This is a genomic window from Arthrobacter sp. SPT-J7, assembly GCF_059089965.1.
Map to the genome: position 1 here is coordinate 491,572 of NZ_JBNHFF010000001.1, position 26,630 is coordinate 518,201.

General features: G+C 66.2%; 28 protein-coding genes. 13 read left to right on the forward strand and 15 right to left on the reverse strand.

Features of this window, described 5'->3' with window-relative positions; genetic code table 11:
* Positions 1-26 precede the first annotated feature (26 nt).
* From AC5RWX_RS02265 to AC5RWX_RS02280, 4 genes are all read right to left on the reverse strand, one after another.
* Complete coding sequence (locus AC5RWX_RS02265) at positions 27-1,253, reverse strand: amidohydrolase (protein ID WP_493945142.1); 1,227 nt, start codon at positions 1,251-1,253, stop codon at positions 27-29.
* A gap of 224 nt (positions 1,254-1,477) precedes the next feature.
* On the reverse strand, positions 1,478-2,935 hold the full coding sequence (locus tag AC5RWX_RS02270; protein ID WP_493956641.1) for a benzaldehyde dehydrogenase: 1,458 nt from the start codon (positions 2,933-2,935) through the stop codon (positions 1,478-1,480).
* A 67-nt stretch (positions 2,936-3,002) separates the two neighbouring features.
* On the reverse strand, positions 3,003-4,118 hold the full coding sequence (locus AC5RWX_RS02275) for an NAD(P)-dependent alcohol dehydrogenase (protein ID WP_493945023.1): 1,116 nt from the start codon (positions 4,116-4,118) through the stop codon (positions 3,003-3,005).
* Between the two features lie 131 nt (positions 4,119-4,249).
* Positions 4,250-4,396: a hypothetical protein gene (locus AC5RWX_RS02280; RefSeq protein WP_493945022.1), complete on the reverse strand. Its 147-nt coding sequence runs from the start codon at positions 4,394-4,396 to the stop codon at positions 4,250-4,252.
* A gap of 42 nt (positions 4,397-4,438) precedes the next feature.
* Here AC5RWX_RS02280 and AC5RWX_RS02285 point away from each other — a divergent pair, with 42 nt between their 5' ends.
* Positions 4,439-4,930 carry a DUF2127 domain-containing protein gene (locus tag AC5RWX_RS02285; RefSeq protein ID WP_493945021.1) on the forward strand — a complete coding sequence of 164 codons (492 nt, stop codon included), beginning with the start codon at positions 4,439-4,441 and terminating at the stop codon, positions 4,928-4,930.
* Positions 4,931-4,946: 16 nt separating this feature from the next.
* Here AC5RWX_RS02285 and AC5RWX_RS02290 read toward each other — a convergent pair whose 3' ends face one another.
* The 3 genes from AC5RWX_RS02290 to AC5RWX_RS02300 form a co-directional block, all read right to left on the reverse strand.
* Positions 4,947-5,552: an isochorismatase family protein gene (locus AC5RWX_RS02290; RefSeq protein WP_493945020.1), complete on the reverse strand. Its 606-nt coding sequence runs from the start codon at positions 5,550-5,552 to the stop codon at positions 4,947-4,949.
* Positions 5,553-5,656: 104 nt separating this feature from the next.
* Positions 5,657-6,586: a hypothetical protein gene (locus tag AC5RWX_RS02295; protein ID WP_493945019.1), complete on the reverse strand. Its 930-nt coding sequence runs from the start codon at positions 6,584-6,586 to the stop codon at positions 5,657-5,659.
* Positions 6,587-6,641: 55 nt separating this feature from the next.
* The gene (locus tag AC5RWX_RS02300; protein ID WP_493941293.1) at positions 6,642-7,058 is read right to left on the reverse strand and encodes a ChaB family protein; all 417 of its coding nucleotides are present in this window, start codon (positions 7,056-7,058) and stop codon (positions 6,642-6,644) included.
* 240 nt (positions 7,059-7,298) lie between these two features.
* On the opposite strand from AC5RWX_RS02300, the gene AC5RWX_RS02305 reads away from it, so the two are divergent.
* Positions 7,299-8,495 carry an MFS transporter gene (locus AC5RWX_RS02305; protein ID WP_493945018.1) on the forward strand — a complete coding sequence of 399 codons (1,197 nt, stop codon included), beginning with the start codon at positions 7,299-7,301 and terminating at the stop codon, positions 8,493-8,495.
* Positions 8,496-8,541: 46 nt separating this feature from the next.
* Complete coding sequence (gene hrpB / locus AC5RWX_RS02310) at positions 8,542-11,274, forward strand: ATP-dependent helicase HrpB (RefSeq protein WP_493945017.1); 2,733 nt, start codon at positions 8,542-8,544, stop codon at positions 11,272-11,274.
* A gap of 44 nt (positions 11,275-11,318) precedes the next feature.
* On the opposite strand, the gene AC5RWX_RS02315 is transcribed toward hrpB, so the two are convergent.
* Positions 11,319-12,461 (reverse strand): acyl-CoA dehydrogenase family protein, encoded by a 1,143-nt coding sequence (locus AC5RWX_RS02315; protein ID WP_493941320.1) that lies wholly within the window; start codon positions 12,459-12,461, stop codon positions 11,319-11,321.
* Between the two features lie 281 nt (positions 12,462-12,742).
* On the opposite strand from AC5RWX_RS02315, the gene AC5RWX_RS02320 reads away from it, so the two are divergent.
* From AC5RWX_RS02320 to AC5RWX_RS02335, 4 genes are all read left to right on the forward strand, one after another.
* On the forward strand, positions 12,743-13,846 hold the full coding sequence (locus AC5RWX_RS02320) for a LolA family protein (protein ID WP_493945016.1): 1,104 nt from the start codon (positions 12,743-12,745) through the stop codon (positions 13,844-13,846).
* Positions 13,843-14,808, forward strand: coding sequence for an ABC transporter ATP-binding protein (locus AC5RWX_RS02325; RefSeq protein ID WP_493945015.1), 966 nt, complete (start codon positions 13,843-13,845; stop codon positions 14,806-14,808). Before AC5RWX_RS02320 ends, AC5RWX_RS02325 begins: the two co-directional genes overlap by 4 nt.
* 79 nt (positions 14,809-14,887) lie before the next feature.
* Entirely contained in the window at positions 14,888-15,772 is an 885-nt protein-coding gene (locus tag AC5RWX_RS02330) for an ABC transporter permease (RefSeq protein WP_493945014.1), read from the forward strand.
* Positions 15,773-15,879: 107 nt separating this feature from the next.
* Complete coding sequence (locus AC5RWX_RS02335) at positions 15,880-16,665, forward strand: isocitrate lyase/PEP mutase family protein (RefSeq protein ID WP_493941298.1); 786 nt, start codon at positions 15,880-15,882, stop codon at positions 16,663-16,665.
* Here the strand turns inward: AC5RWX_RS02335 and AC5RWX_RS02340 are convergent.
* From AC5RWX_RS02340 to AC5RWX_RS02350, 3 genes are all read right to left on the reverse strand, one after another.
* Positions 16,662-16,937 carry a hypothetical protein gene (locus AC5RWX_RS02340; protein ID WP_493956639.1) on the reverse strand — a complete coding sequence of 92 codons (276 nt, stop codon included), beginning with the start codon at positions 16,935-16,937 and terminating at the stop codon, positions 16,662-16,664. The two genes, AC5RWX_RS02335 and AC5RWX_RS02340, sit on opposite strands and share 4 nt — an antisense overlap.
* A gap of 78 nt (positions 16,938-17,015) precedes the next feature.
* Entirely contained in the window at positions 17,016-17,297 is a 282-nt protein-coding gene (locus tag AC5RWX_RS02345; protein ID WP_493945013.1) for a hypothetical protein, read from the reverse strand.
* A 376-nt stretch (positions 17,298-17,673) separates the two neighbouring features.
* Positions 17,674-19,230, reverse strand: coding sequence for an SLC13 family permease (locus AC5RWX_RS02350; RefSeq protein ID WP_493941301.1), 1,557 nt, complete (start codon positions 19,228-19,230; stop codon positions 17,674-17,676).
* 290 nt (positions 19,231-19,520) lie between these two features.
* On the opposite strand from AC5RWX_RS02350, the gene AC5RWX_RS02355 reads away from it, so the two are divergent.
* The 5 genes from AC5RWX_RS02355 to AC5RWX_RS02375 all read left to right on the forward strand — a co-directional run bounded on the left by AC5RWX_RS02355 (position 19,521) and on the right by AC5RWX_RS02375 (position 23,375).
* On the forward strand, positions 19,521-20,420 hold the full coding sequence (locus AC5RWX_RS02355) for a LysR family transcriptional regulator (protein WP_493941302.1): 900 nt from the start codon (positions 19,521-19,523) through the stop codon (positions 20,418-20,420).
* Positions 20,410-21,510 carry an enolase C-terminal domain-like protein gene (locus AC5RWX_RS02360; protein ID WP_493941303.1) on the forward strand — a complete coding sequence of 367 codons (1,101 nt, stop codon included), beginning with the start codon at positions 20,410-20,412 and terminating at the stop codon, positions 21,508-21,510. The genes AC5RWX_RS02355 and AC5RWX_RS02360 overlap by 11 nt, the downstream gene beginning before the upstream one ends.
* Before the next feature lie 31 nt (positions 21,511-21,541).
* Entirely contained in the window at positions 21,542-21,820 is a 279-nt protein-coding gene (gene catC / locus AC5RWX_RS02365; protein ID WP_493941321.1) for a muconolactone Delta-isomerase, read from the forward strand.
* Positions 21,821-21,966: 146 nt separating this feature from the next.
* The gene (gene catA / locus AC5RWX_RS02370; protein ID WP_493941304.1) at positions 21,967-22,818 is read left to right on the forward strand and encodes a catechol 1,2-dioxygenase; all 852 of its coding nucleotides are present in this window, start codon (positions 21,967-21,969) and stop codon (positions 22,816-22,818) included.
* Positions 22,819-22,838: 20 nt separating this feature from the next.
* Positions 22,839-23,375, forward strand: coding sequence for a flavin reductase family protein (locus AC5RWX_RS02375; RefSeq protein ID WP_493941305.1), 537 nt, complete (start codon positions 22,839-22,841; stop codon positions 23,373-23,375).
* 131 nt (positions 23,376-23,506) lie between these two features.
* On the opposite strand, the gene AC5RWX_RS02380 is transcribed toward AC5RWX_RS02375, so the two are convergent.
* Both AC5RWX_RS02380 and AC5RWX_RS02385 read right to left on the reverse strand, forming a co-directional pair.
* A complete protein-coding gene (locus AC5RWX_RS02380; protein WP_493941306.1) occupies positions 23,507-23,983 on the reverse strand; it encodes an SRPBCC family protein in 477 nt (158 codons plus the stop codon).
* Between the two features lie 452 nt (positions 23,984-24,435).
* Positions 24,436-24,633 carry a hypothetical protein gene (locus tag AC5RWX_RS02385; protein ID WP_493941307.1) on the reverse strand — a complete coding sequence of 66 codons (198 nt, stop codon included), beginning with the start codon at positions 24,631-24,633 and terminating at the stop codon, positions 24,436-24,438.
* Positions 24,634-24,787: 154 nt separating this feature from the next.
* Here AC5RWX_RS02385 and AC5RWX_RS02390 point away from each other — a divergent pair, with 154 nt between their 5' ends.
* Positions 24,788-25,216 carry a hypothetical protein gene (locus AC5RWX_RS02390; protein ID WP_493941308.1) on the forward strand — a complete coding sequence of 143 codons (429 nt, stop codon included), beginning with the start codon at positions 24,788-24,790 and terminating at the stop codon, positions 25,214-25,216.
* 76 nt (positions 25,217-25,292) lie between these two features.
* Here AC5RWX_RS02390 and AC5RWX_RS02395 read toward each other — a convergent pair whose 3' ends face one another.
* Both AC5RWX_RS02395 and AC5RWX_RS02400 read right to left on the reverse strand, forming a co-directional pair.
* Positions 25,293-25,562, reverse strand: a complete 270-nt coding sequence (locus AC5RWX_RS02395) for a hypothetical protein (protein WP_493941309.1) — start codon at positions 25,560-25,562, stop codon at positions 25,293-25,295.
* A gap of 290 nt (positions 25,563-25,852) precedes the next feature.
* Complete coding sequence (locus AC5RWX_RS02400) at positions 25,853-26,077, reverse strand: hypothetical protein (protein WP_493941311.1); 225 nt, start codon at positions 26,075-26,077, stop codon at positions 25,853-25,855.
* Between the last annotated feature and the right edge of the window lie 553 nt (positions 26,078-26,630).

Genomic DNA, 26,630 nt, shown 5'->3' on the forward strand with positions numbered 1-26,630 from the left:
GGACCAATCCCTTACTGTGCCAAGTACTACTGGGCCAAGTACGCCAGCGCGGCGACGACCTGCGCCTGGGTGGCGACCGAGAGCGTCGGATCGATGGCGGGGGCGAAGAACGGCGAGTGGTTGGCGGGGATGTCCTGGGAGAACGTCCCCTTTTCCACCGCCGCGCGGTACTTGTCGGTTGGGACGGAACCGACGGTCCAGTACGTGTAGGGGATACCAAACGCGTCCGGCAGCCGGCTGAAGTCCTCGGATGCAGTGTTGGGGTCGGTGTGGAAGACCTCGTCGCTGCCAAAGTGCTTGGTGAACGCGGCGGTGACGCGCTGGGTGGTTTCGCCGTCATTATCGGTCAGCGGGTACTGGTCGTAGTAGTCGAAGTCAGGATCCTTGGGCGAGCCGGAAGCCGCACACTCACCGCGGACGATGCGCTCGATCGATGCCATAATCCGTTTCCTCAGACCCATATCGTACGTGCGCAGGTTCAGCAGCAGCACCGCATGGTCCGCGATGATGTTGGACTTCGTGCCGGCGTTGGAAGCGCCGACCGTTACCACCGCAAACTCGCCCGGCTCGGTCTCGCGCGAAACGATGGTCTGCAGCCGCAGCACGATCGACGCGGCCAGCACCACCGGGTCCACGGAGTTGTGTGGCATCGAACCGTGGGCGCCGCGCCCATGCACGGTGATCTTCAGCGAATCGCCGGCGGAAAGGACGGGCCCCGCGGTGGTGCCGACCTTGCCAGCCTCCGTGGTCATCACATGCTGGCCGAAGGCCACGTCGGGCTTGGGCAGTTTGTCGACCAGCCCGTCGTCGACCATCGCCTTCGCGCCGGCGGCTGTCTCCTCGCCAGGTTGGAAGAGCGCCACATGCGTGCCGGCCCAGCCATCGCGGTGGGCAGCCATCAGCTTCGCCGCGCCCAGCAGCGCCGTAACGTGCATGTCGTGCCCGCAGGCATGCATCACGCCGTCATTTTCTGAGGCGTAGTCCAGTCCGGTGGCCTCCTTAACGGGGAGCGCGTCGATGTCCGCCCGCGAGAGCACCGTGCGGCCAGACCCGTTGTCCAGGACGCCGACGACGCCGGTCCCGCCGATCCGCTGGACCTGGTAGCCGAAGCCGGTCAACTCCTGCTCGATCCGGTCCGCCGTACGGTGTTCTTCCATGCTGAGCTCGGGGTTCCGGTGCAGGTCCTTGTACAGCTCCCGTTGCCAGTCCAACCCCTGCTCGAGGGAAGCGAAAAGGTCATCCGAAATCGTCATGATGTGCTCTTCCTGTCCGCCGGCACGAGAAGCGCGGGCACGCGGCTCTCGGAGGCGCGGTTTCCCCTTAACGTAGACCCGTGCCTGCCAGCACACAACGACGCCGGTGCTTGGATGGGGTGCGAAACCCCACCCAAGCACCGGCGTCGTGGTGGCAGACCTGAGACGGCCAGGCCCAGTAGTGAACGGTCCGGCAGGCGCCGGGTGCAGCGCCGGCCGTCAGGCTAGAACGGGTAGTTGGCGATGTCCGGGCGGACGGTGAGCCATTGGAGTTCGGTGAAGGATTCCATGTTGGCCTGGTGGCCGCCGATTCGGGAGCCGTTGCCGGAGTTCTTGGTGCCGCCGAACGGGGAGTTCGCTTCGTCGGAGACGGTTTGTTCGTTGATGTGGACCTTGCCGGAGTCCACCCGGTCGGCGACCTGCATGGCCAGTCCGACGTCGCCGAGGATGGACAGCGAGAGCCCGTACTCGTTGGCGTTGGCCAGTTCCACGGCTTCGTCGATGGTGGAGAACTTGATCACCGGGGCGACCGGGCCGAAGATCTCGTCCTTCCACGCGGTGTTCTCCGGGTCCAGGTCGGCGAGCACTGTGGGGGAGTAGAACGGGCCGTCGTTGGTTCCGCCGGCGGCCAGCCGGGCGCCGGCGGCGACCGCGTCCTGCACGATCGAGTCGATGCGCTTGAGCTGGTGTTCGTCGATGATCGGGCCGAGCGCGACGGTGCCGGTCTTCGGGTCGCCGACGGGCAGGTTTTTCGCCTTCTCGGCGAGGGCGGCGACGTAGTCCTCGTAGATGTCTTCGTGGACGATGTGCCGGCCGGTGGTCATGCAGATCTGGCCCTGGTGCATGAACGAGCCGAACGCGGCGGCGGAGGCGGCTTTGTCCAGGTCGGCGCCGGGCAGCACGATCATCGCGTTGTTGCCGCCCAGTTCCAGGTGCGCGCGCTTGAGGTTGCGGGCGGCGGACTCGCCGATCTTGCGGCCGGCGGCGGTGGAGCCGGTGAAGGAGATGACCCGGACCTCGGGGGCCTCGACCACGGCTGCGCCGATGTCCGCGCCGCCGGGCAGCAGGGACAGCAGTCCGGCGGGCAGGCCCGCTTCTTCGAAGATGCGGACCAGGGTCACGCCGCCGCAGACCGCGGTGCGGGGGTCGGGCTTGAGCAGCACGGCGTTGCCCAGCGCCAGCGCCGGGGCGACGGCGCGGATGGAGAGGATCAGCGGGAAGTTGAACGGCGCGATCACGGACACGACGCCGACCGGGCGGCGGCGGGCGAAGGACCAGCGGTCCTCGTTGGAGGTCAGCACGTCGCCGGCCGGCAGCGAGGGCAGCGCGGCTGCTTCGTAGCATTCGTTGGCGGCGATGTGGGTTTCCAGCCCGGCCTTGGGGCCGATGCCGCCGGATTCGCGGACGATCCAGGACTGGATCTCCTCGGCGTGTTCTTCCCAGAGCGCGCCGGCGCGGCGCAGCACCGCGGCGCGTTCTTCGGGTTTGCGGGCGGCCCATTCCTTCTGCGCCGCGGCGGCCACCGAGGCCGCCTCGCGCACGTTCTCGACCGAGGCCAGGCCGTACGTTCCCAGCGTGTCGCCGGTGGCCGGTTCCATCGAAGAAGCGGTGCCGGCACCGCCGTCGCGCCAGCCGTTGAGGTAGATCTTGCCCTCCCACAGGGAGGCATCAAGCAGGGACATAACCCGTCCTTTCAGTGATGGGGTAGGTACGTTCCGGCCACCGCGGGGCGGTCCGGGGTCTGGGTATTTAGCCGGCGGTCTTCAGCACGGCCTTGATGGTGCCGCCGGAGGTGGAGTCGGCGACAGCTGTGTCGATTTGGTCGAAGTCGTAGTACTTCACCAGTTTGTCGAACGGGAACCGGCCGGCCTTGTAGAGCGCGATCAAACCGGGGATCAGCTGTGCCGAGGTGCTGGAACCGCCGAGGGTCCCGATGATCCGCTTGCCCCAGAGGGTGCGCAGGTGGTCCACCGAGAAGCGTGCCTCCGCGGGCGCCCCGCCGATCAGGATCAGCGTGCCCAGCATGCCGACGGCGTCCGCGGCCTCTTCCAGCACCTTGATGTTGCCGGTGCACTCCAGCACATAGTCCGCCGGGCCGCCGCAGATCCGCTGGATCTCCTCCAGCGCGTTCGTCTTGCCGGAGTTGATGGTGTGCGTGGCACCCAGTTCGCGCGCCAGCTCCAGCCGCGAATCGTGCAGGTCAATGGCGATGATGGTGGCGGCCGGCGTGTTCTTCGCGGCCATGACGGCGGCCAGGCCCACCGCGCCCGCACCGTAGACCACCAACGACTGGCCGGGCTCCGGCTTGGCGGTGTTGAAGACCGCGCCGGCTCCGGTGGTGATGCCGCAGGCCAGCGGTCCCACCAGTTCCAGCGGGATGTCCTGGTCCACCTTCACCAGCGAGGAAGCCAGAGCCAGCGAGTAGTCCGCGAAGGAGGACTGCCCGAAGAAGTGGCCGGAAATCGTGCTGCCGTCGGACCGGGTGTAGGCGGATGTCCCGGCGTCCGGCCCCTTGAACCGGGAGCCGCTGACCAGCGCCTCGCCCAGCCGCAGGCAGTAGCGGTGCTCGCCGCGCAGGCAGTTTTTGCACTCGCCGCAGTAGGGCCAGCCCATGATCACGTGGTCGCCCACGGCCACATTGGTGACGCCCGGTCCCACGGCTTCCACCACGCCGGAGCCTTCATGGCCCAGCACGCCTGGCAGCGGCAGCGGCATGTCGCCGGCCTGGGTGATCAGGTCTGTGTGGCACAGCCCGACGGCGGCCACCTTCACCAGAACTTCGCCCGGCCCGGGTGCGTCCAGCTCCAGCTGCTCGGGCACGAACGGGGCGTTCTTCTCCTCGACTACCAGCGCATTGATCTTCATGTCCTGCTCCTAGCCTTCGGAAGTGGTTGATATGTCAATCAGTAGCCCAGCGGACGACGGCGGTGCAAACCTTTCGGCGTGGCGTTCACCAAGGCAGTTCCCTGACTCCCGGACGCCGACACCATCCCTGTCTACCCCAGGGACGGCAGCGCGGTCCATGGCGGGTTTGGCCGGTAGCCAAAGGTGAAGGGCTGGACGCCGGTTTGGGACAGCGGCATCCCCTGCACATCGCGCCACCGGCGGACATTGGCCGCCAGATGCTCCAAAAGCTCACTCATGGAAACATTCTGCACTACGCATGAAAGCTGTACATTCGGATCGTGAGCCTGTGGAGGGGCGGGGACAAGGACTGGTGGGACTGGCTGTTCATCGCCGGTGTGGTCCTCAAGGGACTGGACGGTGCGCTCGAAATCATCGGCGGCTTGCTGCTGCTGGTGGCTGATCCGGCCCAGATCCACGGTTTTGTCCTGCGCCTGACCCAGCCCGAACTCGCTGAAGATCCCCGAGACTTCATCGCGACGCATTTGCTGCATGCCTCGGGCAGCCTGACAGGTGGCGCTGTGGCCTATGCGGCCGTCTACTTATTGGTGCACGGTGGGGTGAAGGTGGTGCTGGTGACAGCCGTGCTGATGAACAAGCTCTGGGCCTATCCGTGGATGATCGGGGTGCTGGTGGCGTTTATCGCCTATCAGCTCTATCAGTTCGCCGTCTCACCCACGCTGGGTCTGATGGCCCTGACTGTCTTCGACGTACTGGTTGTGGTGCTGACCTGGCACGAATACCGTCGGCAGCGGGAACATCAGGCCGCCTGACAGCTGGCTGCGCGCACTACGCCGTGGTGCCGATTTCCCGTTCCATGTCGGCGGTGCTCAGCACCCGGCCGAAGAACGTCCCGACGACATCCAGGGTAGCGGTTTGGGCAGCTTCGGACCGGCCCCCGGTAGCGTCCGAAAGGAACGCCACCTTGTAGTCGTTCATGTAGGCGCTCCGGGCGGTGGACTCGCAGCACACTTCGGTCAGCGTGCCGGCGATGATCACGGTGTCCACGGTGTTGAGCCCGCGGATGGTGGCCAGCACGCTCTTGAGCGGGGTGTTGTGGAAGGCGTCGTAACGGTGCTTGTCCAGCACGTAGTCGTCGGCTTCGGGCTTCAGCTCCTCGACTACTTCCACGCCATCGGTTCCGCGGCGCATGCCGACGGTCTGCAGCCGCTGGTTGTAGGTGGTCTCCAGCGGCGAGACGTCGAACGAGTCAAGCAGCACGTGCCGGGTGTAGATCACCGGGATGCCCGCCTGCCGGCAAGCCGCGACGGCGGTGACCATCTCGGGCAGCCGCCTGCGTGCCATCGGCACCTCCATCGGCGCGCCTTCCAACACAAAGTCGTTCTGCATATCGATCATCAGCAGTGCGGACCTGGCCGCATCAATGCTCCACATGGTGCCCCCTGGTGAGGATCTGGCCGACGCGCGGCAGCTGACTGGACTTGAGACCTAGGTTACATGGCCCCCAACGGGCAGCCGGCAGCGGGCGACGGCGAGGGCTAATCCTGCTCGTCCAACTCCCGCTGTGCGGCGGCGGCAGCCTTCCGTGTCCGGTCAGCGGTCTTGGCCGCAGACACCAGATCTTCCTCGGCCGCTTCGATTTTGCGGTCGGTAGCGGTGACCTCACGCTTCAGATCCTCGATGCGCTGTTTCAGTTCATCCAATTCATCGGCGAGTGCATCGCGGCGGTTTTGCAGCTGGTCCAGCTTGTCCAGGACCTTCTGTTCTTTTGCCTCGGCATCGACTTTGCGCTGCTCCGCTTTTTCCACCTCGGCCCGTGCCAACCGGCGGCGCCGCTCCGCTTCCTCGGCTGCCTGCTTTGCCGCCCGATCGGCCCTGGCCGTCCGGCGTTCGGCGAGCTCATCCCGCTGTGGCGTCTTTGCGCTGCGGCGGGACGGGGGAGCGGGTGCGGGCGAGCCCACGGCTTCCGGCACGGCGACGATGCCGTCCAGATCCACCGGGTCCAACCCGGTGGAGGAGAACGATTCGGTGAGCAGGCCGCTGGCCAGCGCAGCCCCCGCTGCAGGGTCGGACATTGCGGCCCGCAGCGTCTGCTCCACGTCGGTGACAACTGCCGGGCTGACGGGGTGGCCCAGTTCGTCCGCCAGTTGCCGGCCGCTTGACGCCATGGCGGACAGAAGCCCGCGGCGTTGATCACCCAGCGCCCGCATCTGACTGGGGTCCAGTTCGTGCTGCGCCTGGGTCATCGCCGCCCCCAGTTCGATGACCCCCTCGATCTCGTCGCGGCGGTGGCGTGCCATCATGTTGAGCAGCCAAGCCGCGGCCGTCGGTTTCGACAGACTTCTCAACCGGGAGGCCAGAGCCTTGTCTCCGTCCTGCGCGGCTTCCTTGGCCTTCGCGTTGCGGGCAGCGGTGAACTCACCAGGCAGCAGCGCGTAAAGCTCCTGCGCCGCGCTCTCCAGATCCATGCCGCCTAGCCTAATCGGCCCCGTCCCCGGCGCCTCTCAGGCACGGCGCAGTTGCCTACCGAGACTTCCGGGTCTCCCTGTCGTTGGCCTTGCGCAGCGCCTCGACCAGTTCGGACTTATCCATCTTCGACCGGCCGGGGACATCAAGCTTCTTCGCCAGATCGTAGAGGTGCTCCTTGGAGGCGTTCTCATCCACTCCGCCCTTGGTCTGCCGCGAGGTGTCCTTGCCGCCCTGGGCCTGCTTGTCCGAGGGGCCGTACTTCTCCTTCGGCTCCCAGTGGTCGCCTACTTTTTCATGAGTGTGCTTGAGCGCGCTGTAGGCCACGCGGTGCGCGCGTTCCTCGTCGCCGTACGTTTCGGCGGCAGAATCATGGGCCTCCGCGAACGTCTCCTGCGCCTTCTTGCCGGAACGCTGCAGCGTGCTCGGCAGTTCGCTCTGCTTCGGCTTCCCGCTCTTGGTCGTCTTGGGCATCCGGACCACGTCCCTTCATCAAGGATTTGTTTCCGTTCCACCTCCAACGTGGCACAGTTCCACAACCGTGCCAAGGGACATAGCGCTGCTGTGGAGGGGGAAGAACGAGCACAGCTTGTCCTCGCCGTCGTCACGTCTAAATGGCGGTCAGGTGCCTTGGCGTGCCGTTCAAGGGAACGGCAGGGAGTTGTCTTCGGCTTGTGATTTCCGCCACGGAAGGTGGACCCATAAGCTGTCGAGGTGCTCAGCGTTCTTCGAATCCCGGGCTTGCTCCGTGCCTTTATCCCGGCGCTGGCAGGCAGACTGTCCTTGGCGATGGTCGGCCTTTGTCTGTTGCTGGCTGTACAGGAGACCACCGGCTCCTTCGCGCAGGCAGGATTCGTCGCAGCTGTTTTCGGTTTCGCCAACGTCACCGCTTCCCCGTGGCGAGCGCGTGCCGTTGATCGTTGGGGGCAGCGGGTGCCCCTCTCGATCATGGCCACCGCCCACGCCGCAGGGCTCCTCGGACTTGCCGCCTTCATCGCCCCCGGTAGTGGCGCATTCGGGTGGTTGCTCGCCCTTGGAGCTTTGATCGGGTTGAGTGCGCCGCCGCTAGGTGCGTCGATGCGTGCCATCTGGTCATCCCTGACCGTTCCCGGCGACCAACGTCGGAAAGCGTTCAGTCTCGACGCGGTCAGCGAAGAACTCCTCTTCTTGGCTGGCCCCGTGGTCATCACGACCGTGATCACCACGGCTTCACCGAGCACCGGGCTCGTTCTCACCGCCGTTACCGCTCTCATCGGGACCTTCGGAATGGTGCTCAGCCGCGCATCCCGAAGCCTCGCTTGGGTGAGCTTGCCGAGGGCGAGGGGTGATCAGCCACTGCGCCAGCCCGGCTTTGCGCGTGTGCTCTTGGTGCTCGCCGGGGTTGGTGGGGTGGTGGGCGTAGTCGAGATCGCAGCTCCCGCCTTCGCGATCGAGTACGGAAGCGTCGAACTTTCCGGGTGGCTGCTGGCCGCGTTTGCCGCCGGCAGTGCTCTCGGTGGCATCGCTTACGGCCACCTCAAGCTGAAGGCATCGCTGGTCAGCACCCTTTTTGTGCTGTCCTGCGCCATGAGTGTGCTGGTCTCGCTCGTGGCCTGGGCGCCATCCGTCAGCGTCTTGGCGGTGGGCCTCGCCCTTGCCGGGATGTTCTTGGCTCCTACGCTGATCACTGGATACCTCATCGCCGATGGCTCCGTGCCCAAGGCATCGCAGACCGAAGCCTCAGCCTGGATCAACACGACGGTGAACTTCGGTGCCTCGATCGCGTCCGCCGTCGCAGGAGTCATCGTCGATCAGTCCGGGCCCGCGGCTTCACTTTTCCTAATCGGCTGCGCGGCCCTCTTGCTGGCCTGCACAACACCCTTCAGGCGGTTGTCGGTGCTCCCGGCTTCCGCAACGCTCGAAGTGCAGTGACCTTCACCGGCGCCTCCCGGTGTGTCCTGGTGGGCACAATGGAAGAGTGACCCAACCAGCATCCCGGACCACCGAACCTCTGCGCAGCCAGTTCCGGCCGTTTAATTTGGAGGCCATCGGCTCGGGCTTGGTCTTCGCCCGGTCCCTGGACAGCTTGGCCGCGGCGCTGACTGCGGGGGCGGCCGCTTCCCCGCCCGGTACTTCCGCAATGGAACCAATCCACGGCGGCACCGCCGTCGTGCAGGCTCCGCCGGGTACCGGCAAGACCACGCTGGTGCCGCCGCTGGTGGCGAACTTGGCGGCCCGGGCAACCGGCCGCCAGCCCCGCATCGTAGTCACCCAGCCGCGCCGGGTGGCGGCGCGTTCGGCGGCGCGGCGGCTGGCCTTTCTCGACGGCAGCAAGCTGGGCGGCCGCGTGGGCTACACGGTCCGCGGCGAGCGCCAGGCCGGTGCGCAGACCCTGGTCGAGTTCGTAACGCCGGGGATCCTGCTGCGCCGGCTGCTCTCCGACCCCGGCCTGGAGGGCACGGACGCGGTAATCCTGGACGAAGTGCACGAGCGCGGACTGGAAACCGACCTGCTGCTGGGCATGCTCGGCGAAGTGCGCCAGCTGCGCCCGGACCTCGCGCTGCTGGCGATGTCCGCCACCCTCGATGCTCCGCGGTTCGCCTCCCTGATCGGAGCGCCCGACGGCGGTGGGCCGGCTCCGGTGGTCGACTGCCCTTCCGCGCTGTACCCCTTGGACGTGCGGTGGGCGCCTGCGGCCGGAGCGCGGCTGGATGAGCGCGGCGTTGCGCGTAGTTTCCTGGACCATGTAGCCGCCACCGCGGCAGCGGCCCACGCCGAAGCGCTCGCCGGGGATTCGACGATCGATGCCCTGGTGTTCGTTCCCGGCGCGTGGGAAGTGCAGCAGGTGGCAGCGCTGATCCGGGACAAGGTTCGAGGCGCCGGCAGCAATGGCGCCGCGCAGGCCGGAAGGCGGAACACCGAGGTGCTGGAACTGCACGGCCAGGCCGATGCAACCACGCAGGACCGGGCGGTCGCCGGCCGGGAACCCGGCGGGGCGCCGCGGGTCATCGTTTCCACCTCGCTGGCCGAGTCCTCGCTCACCGTGCCCGGGGTGCGGCTGGTCATCGACTCCGGCTTGTCGCGGGAACCTCGGCGGGATGCCGCCCGCGGGATGTCCGGCTTGGTCACCGTCTCGGCCTCGCGGGCTTCGGCCGACCAGCGCGCCGGCCGCGCCGCCCGCCAAGGGCCGGGTACCGTGGTGCGCTGCTACGACCAGAAGACCTTTGGTGCCGCCCCGGCGCACCCCACGCCGGAGATCGCCGTCGGCGACCTCACGGCGGCCGCCCTGCTGCTGTCCTGCTGGGGTGCACCCGGCGGCGAGGGGCTGCGGCTTCCGGACCCGCCGCCGGCCGCGGCCATGGGTGATGCAGTGCGGACCCTGCACGATCTGGGCGCCATCGACAACGACGGCCGGGCCACCGAACTGGGGCGGATCCTGTCCCGGGTTCCGGCCGACCCGCGGCTGGGCCGGGCTCTGCTGGACGGTACGGCGGTCGCCGGGCCGCAGGTTGCCGCCGACGTTGTTGCGCTGGTCTCCGGGGACCAACGCGCGCCCGGCGCCGATCTGGCCAAGCTGCTGGCGGCCCTTCGCGCGGCCAGCCGGGGCGATCCGGCAGCCCGGCGCTGGCGGGAGGAGGCGCGGCGGCTGGCGGAGATCGCGCGGCAGGAGGGCACCGCCGTCGTGCCTTTCCGCAGCGGGGTACCGGCAGGCCCGGCGGAAACAGCGGGACATATTGTGGCGCTGGCCTTCCCCGAACGGGTCGCCCGACGCGTCACCGGAGGTACCGGCCAGACCTACCTGCTGGCGTCCGGGACCCGCGCCGGATTGCCGTCGGGCAGTCCGCTGGCCGGCCACGAGTGGCTGGCCGTGGCCGAGGTATCCCGGGCGCAGGGCCGCGATGCCGCCGGCACCGGGGCAGTGATCCGTGCCGCGGCGCCGCTGGAGGCGGACACCGCGGAAGCCGCCGCCGGAACGCTGCTGACCGACCGGCTGGAAGCGCGGTTCGAAGCCGGCAAGGTTGCGGCCCGCCGCGAGCGCCGGCTGGGGGCCATTGTGCTTTCCTCGACGCCGGTTAAACCCTCGGCCGCCGAAGGCCGGGAAGCGGTGGCACGCGCCCTGGAGTCCGGCGGGTTGGGCATCATCGGCTGGTCGGAGCCGGCCGAGGCACTGCGCCGCCGGCTGGCGCTGCTGCACCGGGAACTGGGGGCGCCGTGGCCGGATGTCGCGGAAACGGCCTTGCTGGCCCGGCTCTCCGACTGGCTGTCGCCCGAACTGGAGGCGCTGGCCGGCGGCAAGCCGGCCGCGGCGGTGAATTTGGCCGAGCCGCTGCGCCGGCTGCTGCCCTGGCCCGACGCGGCCAGATTCGACGAATTGGCGCCCGAGCGTCTGCAGGTACCCAGCGGTTCGCGGGTGCGGATCGACTACCCGGCACCGGATGACGACGGCGGCCGCCCCGTGGTGGCGGTGAAACTGCAGGAATGCTTCGGCTGGGCGGAAACGCCCCGGCTGGTGGACGGCCGGGTGCCGGTGCTGTTCCACCTGCTCTCGCCCGCCGGCCGGCCGCTGGCGGTGACCGACGATCTGGCGTCATTCTGGTCCGGCCCGTATGCGCAGGTGCGCGCGGAAATGCGCGGCCGGTACACGAAGCATCCGTGGCCGGAGGACCCGTGGACGGCCCCGGCCACCGCCCGGACCAAGAACCGGATGTAGGCCGACACTCAGGGAGGAAGGCACACGGGAAGGAAGGCCGCGGGTTACCGCATGAGCTGGCGAGAGATCAGCAGCCGCTGGATCTGGTTGGTGCCTTCGAAGATCTGCATCACCTTCGCCTCGCGCATGTACCGCTCGGCCGGGAAGTCCCGGGTGTAGCCGGCCCCGCCCAGCACCTGCACGGCGTTGGTGGTCACGCTCATGGCGTTGTCGGTGGCCACCAGCTTGGCGATCGAGGCCTCCCGGCCGTACGCCAGGCCGGCGTCCTTCAACCGGGCGGCGGAGAGGTACATGGCACGCGCCGTCTCCGTTTCCACGGCCATGTCGGCAAGCAGGAAGGCCAGCCCCTCGTGCTCGATCAGCCGCTTGCCGAACGCTTCCCGCTCGTTGGCATAGGACGCCGCCAGATCCAGCGCGGCCTGCGCCAGCCCGGTGGCCACCGCGGCAATGCCCAGCCGGCCGGAATCGAGTGCTGCAAAAGCAATGGCCAGTCCCTGGCCCTCCTCGCCGATCATCCGGTCGGCGGCCACCTGCACGTCGTCGAAATGCATCGTGGCGGTGGTGGAACCGGTCAGTCCCATCTTGTGTTCCGGCGGTGCGGCAGTCAGTCCTGCGGCGTCGGCCGGCACCAGGAAGCAGGAGACCCCGCGCCGCGGATCGTCGGAGGTCTTGGCCATGACCGTATAGAAGTCGGCCTGGCCGGCATGCGTGGTCCAGGCCTTCGCGCCCCTGATCAGATAACCGTCGCCGTGCCGCACGGCGCGGGTCCGCATCGCCGCCGGGTCGGAGCCGGCGTGCGCTTCGGAGAGGCAGTAGGCGCCCAGGGTGTCGCCCGAGAGCATCTCCGGCAGCCAGGTTTTGCGCTGCCTATCGCTGCCGAAGTGCACCAGCGGGAAGCAGGAGAGGGCGTGTACGCTGACGCCGACGGCCACACTGCTCCAGGCCGCGCCGAGTTCCTCGAGAACCTGCAGATAAACCTCGGCCGGCTGGCTGCCTCCGCCGAACTCTTCGGGGTACGGCAGGCTGAGCAGCCCGGCTTCGCCCAACGTCCGGAAGACTTCGCGGGGGAACCGTTCGGCTTCTTCGGCGGCTGACGCCTGCGGCAGCAATTCGCTGGCGGCGATGTCGCGCACCAACTCGAGCAGGTCCTGCGCTTCCTCCGTTGGCAACAAGCGCTGCACAACCATCGTCACTCACCCCTCCGGCTGCCGGCCTGGGTGCGGGCCGGCTTCAAGATGTCCGCAGCATCGGCAGGTTCGCCGCCGGACCGTGGAGCATCCGTATGTGATTGCGTGCGTCAACTACAACACGGGTCCCATGCGGGTACAAGCACGTGCGCATCACGATGTTGGCCGCCGTGCCAAGTCCGTTGAGCGCACGCCCACGGTTCAGCTTTTTCACCAGTGACCGCGGCGTCCCGCGGGCGTACTCTGGGACGAAGCCCTTCAACATCGGAAGGTGATGTGCCATGGCCCGGACATGGAAGCGGTGGCTGCCCGCCGCCGTCGTACCTGCTGTCATTGCCGGCGGTGTGCTCACAGGGTCGCTACAGGCCAATGCCGCGGGCGATTTGCCGGACAAGACCCCGCAGCAACTGCTGGAAATGATGGCCGGCAGCGACGTCCATGAGCTGTCCGGAACCGTGGAGCAGGAATCCGCGCTGGGGCTTCCGGAGTTGCCGAAGGATCTGCCAGCGGAGCAGGGCGGGCAGCTGGCCACGGCGCTGGAATTGCTCACCGGCTCCCACACCGCCCGCGTCTACCGCGGCGGCCCGGACCGGGCCCGGCTGCAGGTTTTCGACCGATTTGCCGAGCGGGACCTGATCCGCAACGGCCTCGAGGGCTGGGTCTACAACTCCAAGGAGAATGAGGCCGTCCACCTGATCCTGCCTGCCAAGACCGGCGGTGGGAACGAGTCTGACGAGAGTGCTGCTCCACAGGCCGAGGCGTACACCCCGGAGCAGCTCGCCGACTACCTGTTGGAGGGCATCGGGCCGGAGTCCAAGATATCCGTCGGGGACGACACCTCAGTCGCCGGCCGCAGCGCGTACCAGTTGGTGGTGGTGCCGAACAGCACCGAAACGCTGGTGGGTTCCATGGTGCTGGCCATTGATGCCGAGACGGGCCTGCCGCTGGACGTACAGGTCAAGGCGCGCGGCCAACAGGAACCGGCATTCCAGGTGGCCTATACCAAGCTGAGCTTGGCGGCACCGGACGCCAAGCTGTTCGAGTTCACCCCGCCCGCCGGCGCCACCGTGACCGAGCATGCCGTGCCGCAGCACCGACCCGGCTCGGAGATGCCGCAGCATCAAGGCAACAACGACGGCGGGGCGGGCCCACGGGATCAGGTCACCAAACACGGCACCGGCTGGGAGACCATCACGGAAGTCCCCGCTGCGGCTCTGCCGGACGGCTGGGCGGATTCTCCGCTGCTGGCCCAGGCCAGCAAGCCTGTGGCCGGCGGGCGGGTGATTTCCACCGCGCTGGTCAACGTGTATCTGACCAAAGACGGCCGCGTGTTCGCCGGCTCCGTCCCGCTGGAGCAGTTGCAGGCAGCCGCGGAGGGCCGGTGAGCGGCAGCGGCACCTCCGCCGCGCTGGCCATCGAAACCTCCGGACTGACCAAACGCTTCGGCCGGCAGACCGCCGTTGACTCGCTTGATTTGGCGGTGCCGCACGGCTCGGTTTTCGGCTTCCTGGGGCCGAACGGCTCCGGGAAAACCACCACCATCCGGGTGATGCTCGGGCTGGCCGGTGCCACCAGCGGGAGCGTCCGGATCTTCGGCCGGCACATGCCCGGGGCGTTACGGAGCGTGCTGCCGCAGGTCGGGGCACTGATCGAGGGCCCGGCCTTCTACCCGTTCCTCTCCGGCGCCGCGAACCTGCACCGCTTGGATACCGCCGACCGGCACGCCCCGGCTGCAACCCGCCGCCGCCGGATTGGCGAGGCACTGGAACGCGTCGGGCTGACCCACGCGGCGAACAAGAAGGTGCGGGCGTATTCGCTGGGCATGAAGCAGCGGCTGGGCATCGCGAACGCGCTGCTGATGCCGCGCCAACTGCTGGTGCTGGACGAACCGACCAACGGGCTGGATCCGCAGGGTACCCGCGAGGTGCGCAGCCTGGTCCGCTCACTGGCCGGCGAGGGAACCACCGTGTTCGTCTCGAGCCACCTGCTTTCCGAAGTGGAACAGATCTGCAGCCACGCCGCCGTCATGCGCGCCGGCAGGCTGGTGGCTCAGGGGACCTTGGACGAACTGCGCCGCGTGGGCCTGACCCACCTGAGCATCCAAACCCCCGATGCCGAAGCCGCCCGGGGCGTACTGCGCCGGCTTGGGTTGGAACCGGACGGCCCGGCGGCTGCCTTGGACGGCCAGGTCAGCACTCCGATGAACCGCCCCGAGCTGCTGCCCGAGGACATCGCGGCCGCGCTGGTGGCGGACGGCGTGCGGCTCCGCGGGTTCGTGGTGGAGGCCGGCAGCCTGGAGGACCGGTATGTAGAGCTGACGGGGGAGGGGTTCGACGTTGTCCAGTGACGCGCAATCTGTCCCCGCCGCGGCCGATCACCCTGTCCCCGCGTCGGCTGAAAGCACTGATTCCCATAACCCCGAGCCCGTGAACCGCCTTGGGGCCGGACCTGCCGATCGACTAGCCCCGGCTCCGCAGGAGAGCCGCCGGCCGTCCGCCGGTTGGGCGCTCTTCGGCTCCGAACTCAGCGTGCTGTTCCGCCGGCTTCGAACCTGGGCCATGCTGCTGGCCCTGGCCGCCGTGCCGGTGCTCATCGCCGTGGCCGTCCGGCTGGCAGCCGACGAAGGTGGGCCCGGCGGCGGCCCGCCATTCCTGAACCAAATCACGCAGAACGGCCTGTTCGTCGCGCTGACCGGCCTGGTGGTCTCCATCCCGTTGTTCCTGCCGCTGACCATCAGCGTGGTCGCCGGCGACACCATCGCCGGCGAGGCCGGCCACGGCACCCTCCGCTACCTGCTCACCGCCCCGGCCGGGCGGCTGCGGCTGCTGGCGGTCAAGTACGGCGCAGCCGTCGTCTTCTGCATCGCCGCTGCGCTCGCCATCGTGGTGGCCGGCGCGGTGATCGGCACGCTCCTCTTCGGCGCCGGGCCGGTCACCCTGCTCTCCGGCGACACCATCGGCGTCGGCGAATCGCTGGTGCGGCTGCTTTTGGTGGCCTCCTACGTTGCCCTGTCGCTGGCTGGTCTGGCCGCCATCGGACTCTTGATCTCCACCCTCACCGAAGTCCCCGTTGGGGCGATGGCAACGACGGCGGTGCTCGCCGTCGTCACCCAAATCATCGGCGCCCTGCCGCAGCTCGACTGGCTGCACCCCTGGCTCTTCACCTACCACTGGCTCGACTTCGCCGACCTGCTCCGCCAGCCCATCTCCTGGGATACCTTCGGCGCCAACGCCATCCTGCAGGGTGGCTACATCGCCGTCTCCTGCGCCCTCGCCTACAGCCGTTTCAGCACCAAAGACGTGCTGTCCTAGTGGTACTGCCTAGGTTCCTTGTTCCTTGCTGGCAGCTTGCACCCTCCGGCAACGCTTGTAGGCTGACGGGACTTCAGCTTTGACGGAACGCTTTTGGATGGACTGACATGGCCACTTTTCTGGAACTTCACCACACGGGTGCGCCGCTGCTGTTGCCGAATGCATGGGACGTCGGCTCGGCCCTGGCCTTTGCGGCAGCAGGTTTCCCCGCCGTCGGCACTACCAGTTTCGGCATCGCGGCCAGCGCTGGCCAGCCCGACGGCGGCCGGGCCAGCAAGTCGGCAACGGCGGCACTCGTGGCTGAGTTGGTCCGCTTGCCGGTCCACATCACCGCGGACATCGAGGACGGCTACTCGGACGACCCCGACGAGGTCGCAGCCTTTGTGGCCGATCTGGTAGCCCATGGGGTGGCCGGGATCAACATCGAGGACAGCAAAGCCGGGCATTTGGTAGAGCCGACGGTCTTGGCCGGCAAGGTCGCCGCCATCAAAGAACGAACCCCCGGCGTGTTAATCAACGCGCGGGCGGATAACTTTTGGTTTGGCGAACAGGCCACCGTGGATGCCGTCCTGCTCCGGGCTCGCACCTACGCCGACGCCGGGGCCGACGGAATCTTTGTCCCCGGACTGGCCGACGCAGAGGACATCCGGCGCGTCACTGCCGGAATCGGATTGCCGGTCAACGTGCTGGCACATCCCTCGCTGACGGTTGCCGAGCTAGGGGAGCTGGGGATCCGGCGGGTGAGTTCGGGGTCCCTGCCCTACCGTGCAGCCGTGGATGCGGCGGTCAACGTTGCCACGGTCCTGCGCGACGGCGGGAAAGTGCCGCCCGCCACGTCCTACTGGGAGATGCAGTCGCGCCTCGAGGCTTTCAGCCAGGGCCCAACGAACTAACGACACGGCTGCGACAGAAGCGCCGCCCTCCGGTGGGAGGACGGCGCTTCTGCGTGACTCGCACTGCCTGTCAGTTGGCGCGCTGCCGTGACTGACTTGTTGTGGCCCGGGGCCAGGTGGGAGCAGCCGCGGTCATGCATGATGTCCTTGTTGTGGCCCAGAGCGTCGGCCGACTTGCCGCGCTTCTTCTCGGGCTCGGCCGGCAGCTCATAGGTGACCCAAAGGAACGGGGTCTCGGCGCCGGAACCGCCCTCGTGAGCTTCGGCACCCACCACTGGTTTAGCTTCGGCGGTGGTGTGCGGGACCCATCGTTGGCTGGAGTCCAGCCTGTTCGGTTGGGGTCCGTTTGTTTACGCCAAGCGGTGGCGGCCGTTTCCGCGGCTCCACGGAATCCAACTGCGGCTCCGGCGCGGCTGTTCGAGATGGCCCGCTTGCTCCATCGGATCAGCTGCGTCGTCCGGCAGCCGTCGGTCCTCGCCCGCCACAACATGTGCGGTTCCCGGCCCGGGTATCTGGGCGGCGGCCAGGTTCGGCATGCCGACGTCTCTGCCCATCCCGTGCAGGGGCTTAGGGCCCATCCGCTCCATCGTTTCGGATGAATTGTCGTTGCGCCGTTCCTGCTTTTCCCGCATATTTGCCCCCATGGCTGGTCGGTAAATCCCCTGCCGCCTAGAGTAAACCGGTTTCTTCCAAAATGGTCGAAAAAATCCCGACAATTTTTGTCCGGCGTTCCGTGTGACCGATTTACATCGAGAAGCCGTTTCACGCCGCTGACGATGGGCTTTGGTTGATAAGCCGAACACCCAGTGCACGGGAGCGGCGCCCGGCTTCATCCGGACGCCGCTATGCTCATGGGCGATGCAACAGTAGAAGGGGCCAGCCGAGCTGCTCCGCGAGGATCTCCAACGCCTCGCGCATCGTGTTCTTCTCGGCTGCAAACAACGGTGGGCCGGCTCCAAGAGCCACCCCACCGCCGTCGTTATGCAAGTTCTTCCCGAGACGGGAGGACTAGAGGCTGACGCCAAAGACCAGCGGGAGCAGGGTGTAGAGCGCAACCACGATCAGCACCAAGGACACAACATTCAGCCAGAGGCCGGCCCGCACCATCTGCTTGATGGACACCTCGCCGGAGCCGAAGGCCACCGCGTTCGACGGCGTGGCAACAGGGAGCATGTAGGCCGAGCAGACCGCTAGGGTCATGACGATGGTCATCAGGAGCGGATCGATGCCGACCCCGACGGCGACCGCCCCCATGATCGGGAAGAATGCCGCCGCGGTAGCCGTGTTGCTCGTGAGCTCGGTGAGACCCAAGCCGACCACCGCGGCGACCAGCACGATGACCACTGGAGGCATGCCATTCAAGCCCCCGACCTGGTTGCCGATCCATTCTGACAAGCCCGTTGAGGTGAACATGGCAGAGAGCGAGAGGCCCCCGCCGAACAGCAGGAGCAGACCCCACGGGATGTCGCGGGCGGAGGACCACTGCAGCAGCGGTGCCGATCCCTTGCCTGCCGAGCGCTTGTTAGCCGGGACCAGGAAGCAGGCAATGGCAGCGCCCATGGCCACCTGTGTGTCCGAAATGGTGGCGAGGAAGGGCAGGGCCTCGGCTACTGCGGGAATTTGCGCGATGAAAGGGACTGCCACCCAGCAGAAAATCGCGGCCAGGAAGATCGCGCCGACGCGGCGCTCCGGGGTTGTCATGGCCCCGAGCTTCGCAATTTCGTCGCGGATGAGCTGCGCCCCGCCGGGAATCTGCTCCAGCCGGGTACGGAAGACGAGTTTGGTCAGCACAAACCAGGCGACGAACAGCATGACTGCCGCGAACGGCACACCGACCAGCATCCACTGGCCGAACTGCATTTCGTAGTTCTGTTCAGAACCGAGGTAGGCGGCCATCAGTGCCATGGGCGGCTGGCCGATGAGAGTGGCCATGGAGCCGATGGTTACGCCGTAGGCGATGCCGAGCATCATGGCTGCGGCGAACTTGGCATCCACCGCATCACGGTCGATGTTGCGGATCAACTGCAGGATGGAAACGCCGATCGGCACCATGATCACGGCCGTGGCCGTGTTGGACACCCAGGCCGAGATCATGGCTGAGGCGACCATCAGGCCAAGGACGATCTGCGCGGGGCGGGTTCCGACGGCGCGGATGGTCAGGAGCGCAATGCGCCGATGCAGGTTGCTCTTCTCCGTGGCCAAGCCCAGGATCACTCCGCCCATCACCAAGAAGACCACCGGGTTGGCGTAGGGTGCGGCGACATTGGCCATGCTGTCCATCCCGAACAGCGGGAAGAGGACCAGCGGCAGCAGCGAAGTCACCGGGATAGGAGCGGCCTCGGTCATCCACCAGATAGCCATCCACAGCGCGCAGCCCGCGACGGCGCGGCCTTCGAACGCCAGCGACTCCGGCAGGATGAAGAAAAGGGCCAGCCCGGCCAATGGCCCGGCAAGCAGCGCCACGAGCTTCCTGCTGGTGCGGGTCTCGGGTGCTGTGGTCTGTTCAGCGTCGCCGCCGGGGCGCACTTCGGCCGCCTCGGGGCGGTTCTGGGTTTCCTGTGACATGGGTCGTCCTTTGTTGTTGCGACGGGGACCACATAACCCTAGCCACGTGACTTGGCCAACAGAAGTACTTATTTAGGCACCATTGATACCTCCGGAGTCATAGTCCACCCCTGCCCATAAGTTGCCGAAAGCGCGGGGGATGTGGCTGGTAGTTACCCTGTCCTGCGAAGTATTGATACACAGCGGCTATCAGTGAGGCGAAACTGAGTATTTCACCTGCCTAAATCCCGGGCCTAAAGTTGGTCAGAAGCCAGCGACTAGGCTGCGACCGGAACGGACAGGAGACCGGCATGGAGACCCGCCAGCTGCGATACTTCGTGGCCGTGGCCGAGGAGCGCCACTTCGGCCGGGCCGCGCTTCGCCTGCACATGGCCCAGCCGCCGCTCTCGCACCAGATCAAGCAGCTCGAGGAACAGCTAGGCACGCAACTGCTGGTCCGTACCACCCGCAAGGTGGAGTTGACGCCGGCCGGGGAGCTGCTGCTGGCCCGGGCCCGCGGGCTCTTGGCCGAGATCGACCAGCTGGGGCAGGACGTGAAGCTGGTGGGCCAGGGAGCCAGCGGCGTGCTGCGGGTCGGCGTGGTTGGTTCGGCCACTTACCGGTTGATGCCGCGCATTGTCGAAGCGGCGGGAAGGAGGCTGCCCGGATTGAAGCTCCATGTGCTGGGTGAAATGCTCACTCCCGCCTTGGAAGAGGCTCTGGAGGAAAACCGCATTGACGTCGCTGTGCTGCGTCCGCCGGTGCGGTCCGGAGAGCTTGAGCTGAAGTTCCTGGAGCAGGACGAACTCGTCGTCGCGCTTCCGGAAGACCACCCCTTGGCGTCACACGGTTCGCTGAAGCTGGCCGACCTGGCCGGGGAGAAGTTCGTTTCCTATCCGCGGACCTCGGCGGTGTGCGGCATCTTCATGGACGCCTGCCGCCAGGTCGGCTTCCAGCCCCGGATTGTGCAGGAAGCCAGCGAGACATCCACCCTGCTGGCCTTCGTCGCGTCGGGCATGGGGTTGGCGCTCGTGCCGATGACGCGCCGGGTGTTTGCTCTGCAGGGCACGGTGCTGCGCCCGCTGCGCGACGCCCCGGCGGTGGATTTGGCGCTGGCTTGGCGGCGTGGCGGCGATTCTCCACTGATCAAGAACTTTGTAGACCTGTTCGAAACATCCACTGTCCCGGAAGGAACCGCACGTGAAGATTGAGCGGATTGAAGCCATCCCCTACGCCATCCCTTACACGCATCCGCTGAAGTTCGCCAGCGGCGAGGTGACGACGGCGGACCACGTTCTCCTGCGCGTCCATGCGGACAACGGGCTCGTGGGCGTAGCGGATGCGCCGCCGCGCCCATACACCTACGGCGAGACCCAGGCCTCGATCGTGACGATCGTGGAACAGGTCTTCGCCCCGCAGGTGACCGGCTTGGACGTACTGGATCGCGGCAAAATCCACGCAGTGCTGAACCGCACCATCCACAACCAGGTGGCCAAGGGGGCGCTGGACATCGCTCTGTGGGATCTGCTGGGCAAGGCCACGGAGACCCCGGTGCACAAGCTGCTCGGTGGGTACACGGATCACATGCGGGTCAGCCACATGCTGGGCTTCCGTCCCGCCCACGAACTGCTGGACGAAGCCCTGCGGTTCGGCGAGGAGTACGGGATTACCACGTTCAAGCTGAAAGTGGGACGCCGGCCGCTGGCCTTGGACATTGAGGCGTGCCATGTGCTCCGGGAAGGGCTGGGCGAGGACGTCGACATCTATCTGGATGCCAACCGCGGCTGGACCGCGAATGAAGCCCTCGAAGTCCTGCGCCGCACCGAAGGCCTCGGCCTGAGCCTGTTGGAGGAGCCCTGCGACGCGAAGGAAGCCATGAGTCGACGCCGGCTGGTGGAGAAGTCTCCCATCCCGGTGGTGGGAGATGAATCCGTCCCCACAGCTGGGGACGTCTCCCGCGAACTACTGTCCGGAGGCTGTAATGCAATCTGCATCAAGACCGCCCGCAGCGGGTTCACGGAGGCGCAGCAAATCCTGGGCCTGTGCACCGGGCTGGGCGTGGACGTGACCATGGGAAACCAGATTGACACCCAAGTCGGTTCCTTGGCCACGGTCACTTTCGGTGCCGCGCACGAGGCCACCAGCCGGCGCGCCGGAGAGCTGTCCAACTTCCTGGACATGGCCGACGACCTGCTGGCCGAGCCCATCCGGATTGAAAACGGAACCATTTCCGTCCGCGACGTGCCCGGCGTCGGCGCTGCCATCGACGAGGGCAAACTCGCCAAGTACCGCTTGTCCTGACCCCTTGACCAACACCCAGGAGAATCCACACATGCTGTTCCTCGCCCGAATGGAAGTCCAGTTCCCCGCGCACCTGTCCGCGGAGGAGGTCACCCGGCTGCAGGGACTGGAGAAAGAGTATTCGCAAGGCCTGCAGCGGGACGGCCGGTTCGCCGGCATCTGGCGCATCGTCGGGGAGTACGCCAACTACTCGCTGTTCGACGTCGCCTCCAATGACGAGCTGCACGAAATCCTCAGCGGCTTCCCGATGTACCCCTACATGAAAATCAAGGTCACGCCGCTGGCCAAGCACCCCAACTCCATTAAGTAACCGCCGGAAATTCATATCAAACCGGTCCCAATGGCGGTCCAAAAGGTATTTCCCTTGACGATGCCCCGGGCCTAGATTGAGTGCCATATCACCGTCAGCTCTCGCGCCGACGACCCACTTCATCCACCACTGCTCAAAGGAGCGCCATGTCCATCGAATCAACCGCCAGCGCCGCAGCCTCTGGAAACGCCGCTACCGACCGTTTCCGCCAGTCGGGCAAAACCGGCGCGGTCCACGCCAGCCAGGAGCGGGTAAACCTGCTGGCCAGCAAGCTGGTCAATGCCGTCAACAACATCGTGCTCGAAGAGCGCGTGACGTATGACGAGTACAACGCCTTCAAAGCATGGCTGATCAAGGTCGGCGAGGACGGCGAATGGCCGCTGTTCCTGGACGTCTGGGTCGAGCACTCCGTGGAGGACGTAGCCACCAGCCACCGCGAGGGCAACAAGGGCTCCATCGAGGGGCCGTACTACATCCCTGACGCTCCGGAGCAGAAGTCGCCGGCGAAGATCAGCATGCGTCCGGATGAAAAGGGCACCCCGCTGCTCTTCCAGGGCCAGGTCCGCTCCACGGACGGCTCCCCGCTGCCCAACGCGAAGATCGAGCTGTGGCACGCCGACGAAGAAGGCTACTACTCCCAGTTCGCTCCGGGCATTCCGGAGTGGAACCTGCGCGGAACCTTCATTGCCGATGAGCAGGGTAACTTCCACATCGACACCATGCAGCCGGCACCGTACCAGATCCCCACCGACGGCGCCTGCGGCCAGTTGATCGCAGCCGCGGGCTGGCACGCCTGGCGCCCGGCGCACCTGCACCTGAAGGTCTCCGCACCTGGCCACGAACTGCTGACCGCCCAGCTGTACTTCCCGGGCGACCCGCACAATGAGGACGACATCGCTACCGCGGTCAAGCCGGAACTGATGCTGGACATCAAGCCGGCCGAATCCGGCACCGGCGTGCAGACCACCTACGACTTCGTCCTGGACCCTGCGTCCTAGCCAGCAGGCCAGGAGGACCCATGTCGCCGCACTCTGCCCTGCCCGCCACTGACGCCCGGGAGCTGATGGAAGCCTTCGCCGGCTGGGGCGGTGCCGCTACAGTCGTGACCGTCAACGGCGAAGACGATGTACCCTGCGGCGTCGGCGCCAGTGCTGCCGGCCCGGTGTCACAGGATCCGCCGCTGATCCACGTCACTCTGTGGCGCAGCCCCGGACTGCGGCGCGTGCTGGGCAATTCCGCTTTCGCGGTCAACGTGCTCTCGCAAGATCAGGCGGACAGCGCGCACCGAATAGCCTCCGGGACGACGTCCGGCCTGGAGTGGCGGAACGACGGCGGTGTCCCCTTCTTGAGCGGCAATGTCGCCACGATCGTGTGCGCACCGTGGAATGTGTACGACGGCGGTGACCACGTTCTCCTCGTGGGTGAAGTTTTGAGATACGACCTGAGCGGCACTGCCCGGCCGCTGGTGCTGGGGGAGGGCCTGCAGTCCGGTGCGGACGAAGACGGACAACGACCGGAGCCGGCGCTGTGGTCGTGGGGCGCGTCCGGGGTGTGATTCTCCTGCTGTCCAGGGCGTGAAGGAGTTCCGGCACGGCCACGGCAGGTTGAAGCTACTCGTGCCATTCAACAACGGTGGGCCGGCTCCCAAGAGCCGGCCCACCGTCGTCGTTATGTGGGGGAGAGGGGTTACAGCTGGGTGCCGGTGGAGCCGCTGTCCTTCACTTCGCCGCGCCAGGCGCCGGTTTCGGTGCCGCGGGCCTCAATGAACTCCTTGAACTTCTTCATGTCCGACTTCACCTGCTTGTCGTCGAGGTTGAGGGCCGCACCCGCCTTCTCGGCAAAGGTTTCCGGGTCCCATTCGAAGCGAACGGACACCTTGGTGCTGCCGGCACCAAGCTGGCTGAACGTGACAACGCCCGCGTGCGACTTGCCGTCGATGCTGCGCCAGGCGATCCGCTGGTCCGGGTGCTGCTCGACGATCTCGGTATCGAACTCGCGCTCCACGCCGCCAACCTTGGTCTTCCAATGGTTGGTGGTGTCGGTCAGCTGGGTCACCGACTCCACCCCGGACATGAAGTTCGGAAAGGACTCGAACTGCGTCCACTGGTCGTACGCGGTACGAACCGGAACGGCTACATCAATGGTTTCTTCCACGGTCTGCATATAGTGCCTCCTTTGGAATCGGGCCGGTCCCGCCATTGCGGGTTCACAACGGCCTCATGAACCCCACGGTACACAAAAGACAGCTTGCTGACTAATTCCCACGCGGTGCGTAGGGTGGCTGTTGGGGGCAGTCCAGAACCGGCCGAGAGGAGCGGATAGGTGGCCGCGGCGTGGATGCCGCCTTCGACTTTGTGGGTGTCGGCCCAACCGTCAAGACAGCGGCTGCCCCGGCCTATGTTCACCGCACCGTACCCGTCCCACTTGGGCTCGTACCAGGCTCCGCCGGGTAGAGCCCCGGGGCCTGGAATCTTCTCCACGGCGTGGGCCTGCGACCGCCACAGGCGGCTGGCAGGCCCACCGGCAGGCCCACCGGCAGGCTGGAATCCATGTACTCAAGATACGGTGCATGGTCAGGTGAACGGGCTGGGAGTGCGTAGATTTATCAGGAGGGTCTACCGTTCTTCCTCCGGATCCTCGTACCGGTATACGTACGGCAACCTCTTCAACTCTCTGATGAAGATTGCGACAAGGACGGGCCAGAGGACGATCATCGCCCAAGCTATCAGGGCGTACTCGTGGGTTGGATTGGACAGCAAGAGAACAGTGGCCGTGATCGTTGCGGCCGTAGCCATAACTATCTGGATGGACAACCAAATCCTGCCCCGCCTTACTTGCGGATGAACCTAAGGCTTCATGACCGCTCACTTTCAGCCGTTTCCCACCGGAGTCTTGAGGCGGAGCATAGCGGTTGCTCCTTGGCCACTCCGCTGGCGCAATGCGAGCCCGTCGAGTTTGATATGTCACATGGGGATCCCGGTTTACGTTCCGGTTCTGTTGGCCGCTGGTGCGGTCGTCTGCGTGGGATTGGTGATGTTTCTGGCCCGCCGGACTCGCATAACGAACGAAACCTCGCGCCGCAACGGGGTATCAGTGAGAGGGGCAACGGCAATTGGCTCTTTCGATTGGCACGGTGATCACGATGCCCTGCGCCGTAAGATCTCCACGATTGCCGAGAGCCATGCGAAGTACACCAGGGTCCAAACCGCGCACTCAACGATAAACGTCTACATCCGGCCCAACATCTGGACCTGGGGAGAGGTCATCTCTATTCAACTACCCGAGAAGATGCCCGCACGTATAAATGCCCAGTGCTCGCCGCGTATGGAAACGACAGCTTACGACTACGGTCAGTGCGGCGAGGATCTGGCTGAATTCATCGGACTCCTGAAGTGACCAGAGTCCAATCGTGTGTCCGGTTCAGCTCCGCTGGATCTACCCAGCCTTCCGTGGCGCCCGCGCCGCGTTGCCGCTAACTGTGATCGGCGTTTCCCTCCCGTGACTGGATGTACTTCCGGTTTCTCCTTAGAAGAATCGGGATTATCACCGCAACCATGCAGGCGGCCAAGCCGAGCATGATCCACAGTGCAGTGCTGAAGCCGAATATGTCCGACAGGATTCCCATCAGGACAGCTCCACCGACTGGGTAGGCAAAGGAACTGAGGATATCCCAGTTGCTGGGTCGGCCGCTGCCGTCCCCTGACGCCTCCGGAACCATTCCGGGAGGCTTATCCCCGTTCACGGTTGGCTGGCTTTCTTTGAGGTTCGGACCCTGGCCAATTCTGCACCGACCAGGACTACGGCGAGCACGAGAAAAACGAGGCCCAGCAGCCAATCTCCGTCGACGAATGATAGGGCGGCCATAACGAGGAAGTAAAGCAGTAGGCCGAGAACGAAAACCGCGATCCACCGTCGGTGTCTTTCGTTCAGAATGACGCTCATCGACGGCACTGCCTTTCAGTTTTGCTTCCACTATACGAAAACTAGTCTGAGTCGAGGTGAGATTTGTGCATGAATGGGAGGAAGGCACCGCTAGCGGGCGTCGGGGTCAGGAGATTGTCTTAGTTTTCGCCATGTCATGAACTGGGCCACACCGCCCAGAAGGAAGACCGTCCCCAAGAACAGCCAGAAGTACGTGTCGGAAAACCTATTGGTGAGCGCAGCAAAGATCGCATAGAGGGCGAAGAACGTTTGCACAACGGCCAGCAGCAAAAGAAACCGCGGGGCGGGCTTGGACCTCGACGGCTGCTCCGACATGCTCCCAGCGTATGGATTGTTGGCCATTCCCTCTACCAGGCTCCGCCGGGTAGAGCCCCGGGGCCTGAGATCTTCTCCACCGCATGAGCCAGGGCGACCTCCACAGGCGGCCACAGACCGGCCGGCAGGCTGGAAGTCATGAGGCCACGCTACGGTCTCCCCAAGGTGGCGATGAACGGAGGGCTATTGAACAGATGCGCCGTTCTCGTACACGGCCCGCACCATGTAGCGGACATCCGGATCGCTGGTCACCGTGAAAGAGGTTTGGTCCAGTGACAAGTCATCTGACGAGAAGGTTCGAGTTGTACTCTCCTGCGGATCCCCACAGGCTACTTCAAATCCGTCCTCAAACAGGAGAGTCCCGGCACTGAGACAAGTCAGTTCCACATACATGTGGGTGGCTTCCGCGGGCGGAGCGCCCAGCTCGATCGTCTGTGTCCCCGAAAAAGTACCGGAGACCGGATCTGCGACCGCTGTAGCAGTACTACCTGGGTAACCAGTCGGTGACAGGCTTCCACTGTCCGCAGCATTCTCCGCCCCGCATCCGGTGAGC

Bases quoted from the DNA above. Each gene is read 5' to 3' on its own strand.
- AC5RWX_RS02265 (WP_493945142.1), bottom strand. From the start codon at position 1,253: ATGACGATTTCGGATGACCTTTTCGCTTCCCTCGAGCAGGGGTTGGAC.
- AC5RWX_RS02270 (WP_493956641.1), bottom strand. From the start codon at position 2,935: ATGTCCCTGCTTGATGCCTCCCTGTGGGAGGGCAAGATCTACCTCAAC.
- AC5RWX_RS02275 (WP_493945023.1), bottom strand. From the start codon at position 4,118: ATGAAGATCAATGCGCTGGTAGTCGAGGAGAAGAACGCCCCGTTCGTG.
- AC5RWX_RS02280 (WP_493945022.1), bottom strand. From the start codon at position 4,396: ATGAGTGAGCTTTTGGAGCATCTGGCGGCCAATGTCCGCCGGTGGCGC.
- AC5RWX_RS02290 (WP_493945020.1), bottom strand. From the start codon at position 5,552: ATGTGGAGCATTGATGCGGCCAGGTCCGCACTGCTGATGATCGATATG.
- AC5RWX_RS02295 (WP_493945019.1), bottom strand. From the start codon at position 6,586: ATGGATCTGGAGAGCGCGGCGCAGGAGCTTTACGCGCTGCTGCCTGGT.
- AC5RWX_RS02300 (WP_493941293.1), bottom strand. From the start codon at position 7,058: ATGCCCAAGACGACCAAGAGCGGGAAGCCGAAGCAGAGCGAACTGCCG.
- AC5RWX_RS02315 (WP_493941320.1), bottom strand. From the start codon at position 12,461: ATGGTTGTGCAGCGCTTGTTGCCAACGGAGGAAGCGCAGGACCTGCTC.
- AC5RWX_RS02320 (WP_493945016.1), top strand. From the start codon at position 12,743: ATGGCCCGGACATGGAAGCGGTGGCTGCCCGCCGCCGTCGTACCTGCT.
- AC5RWX_RS02335 (WP_493941298.1), top strand. From the start codon at position 15,880: ATGGCCACTTTTCTGGAACTTCACCACACGGGTGCGCCGCTGCTGTTG.
- AC5RWX_RS02345 (WP_493945013.1), bottom strand. From the start codon at position 17,297: ATGCGGGAAAAGCAGGAACGGCGCAACGACAATTCATCCGAAACGATG.
- AC5RWX_RS02350 (WP_493941301.1), bottom strand. From the start codon at position 19,230: ATGTCACAGGAAACCCAGAACCGCCCCGAGGCGGCCGAAGTGCGCCCC.
- AC5RWX_RS02355 (WP_493941302.1), top strand. From the start codon at position 19,521: ATGGAGACCCGCCAGCTGCGATACTTCGTGGCCGTGGCCGAGGAGCGC.
- catC (WP_493941321.1), top strand. From the start codon at position 21,542: ATGCTGTTCCTCGCCCGAATGGAAGTCCAGTTCCCCGCGCACCTGTCC.
- catA (WP_493941304.1), top strand. From the start codon at position 21,967: ATGTCCATCGAATCAACCGCCAGCGCCGCAGCCTCTGGAAACGCCGCT.
- AC5RWX_RS02375 (WP_493941305.1), top strand. From the start codon at position 22,839: ATGTCGCCGCACTCTGCCCTGCCCGCCACTGACGCCCGGGAGCTGATG.
- AC5RWX_RS02380 (WP_493941306.1), bottom strand. From the start codon at position 23,983: ATGCAGACCGTGGAAGAAACCATTGATGTAGCCGTTCCGGTTCGTACC.
- AC5RWX_RS02390 (WP_493941308.1), top strand. From the start codon at position 24,788: ATGGGGATCCCGGTTTACGTTCCGGTTCTGTTGGCCGCTGGTGCGGTC.
- AC5RWX_RS02400 (WP_493941311.1), bottom strand. From the start codon at position 26,077: ATGTCGGAGCAGCCGTCGAGGTCCAAGCCCGCCCCGCGGTTTCTTTTG.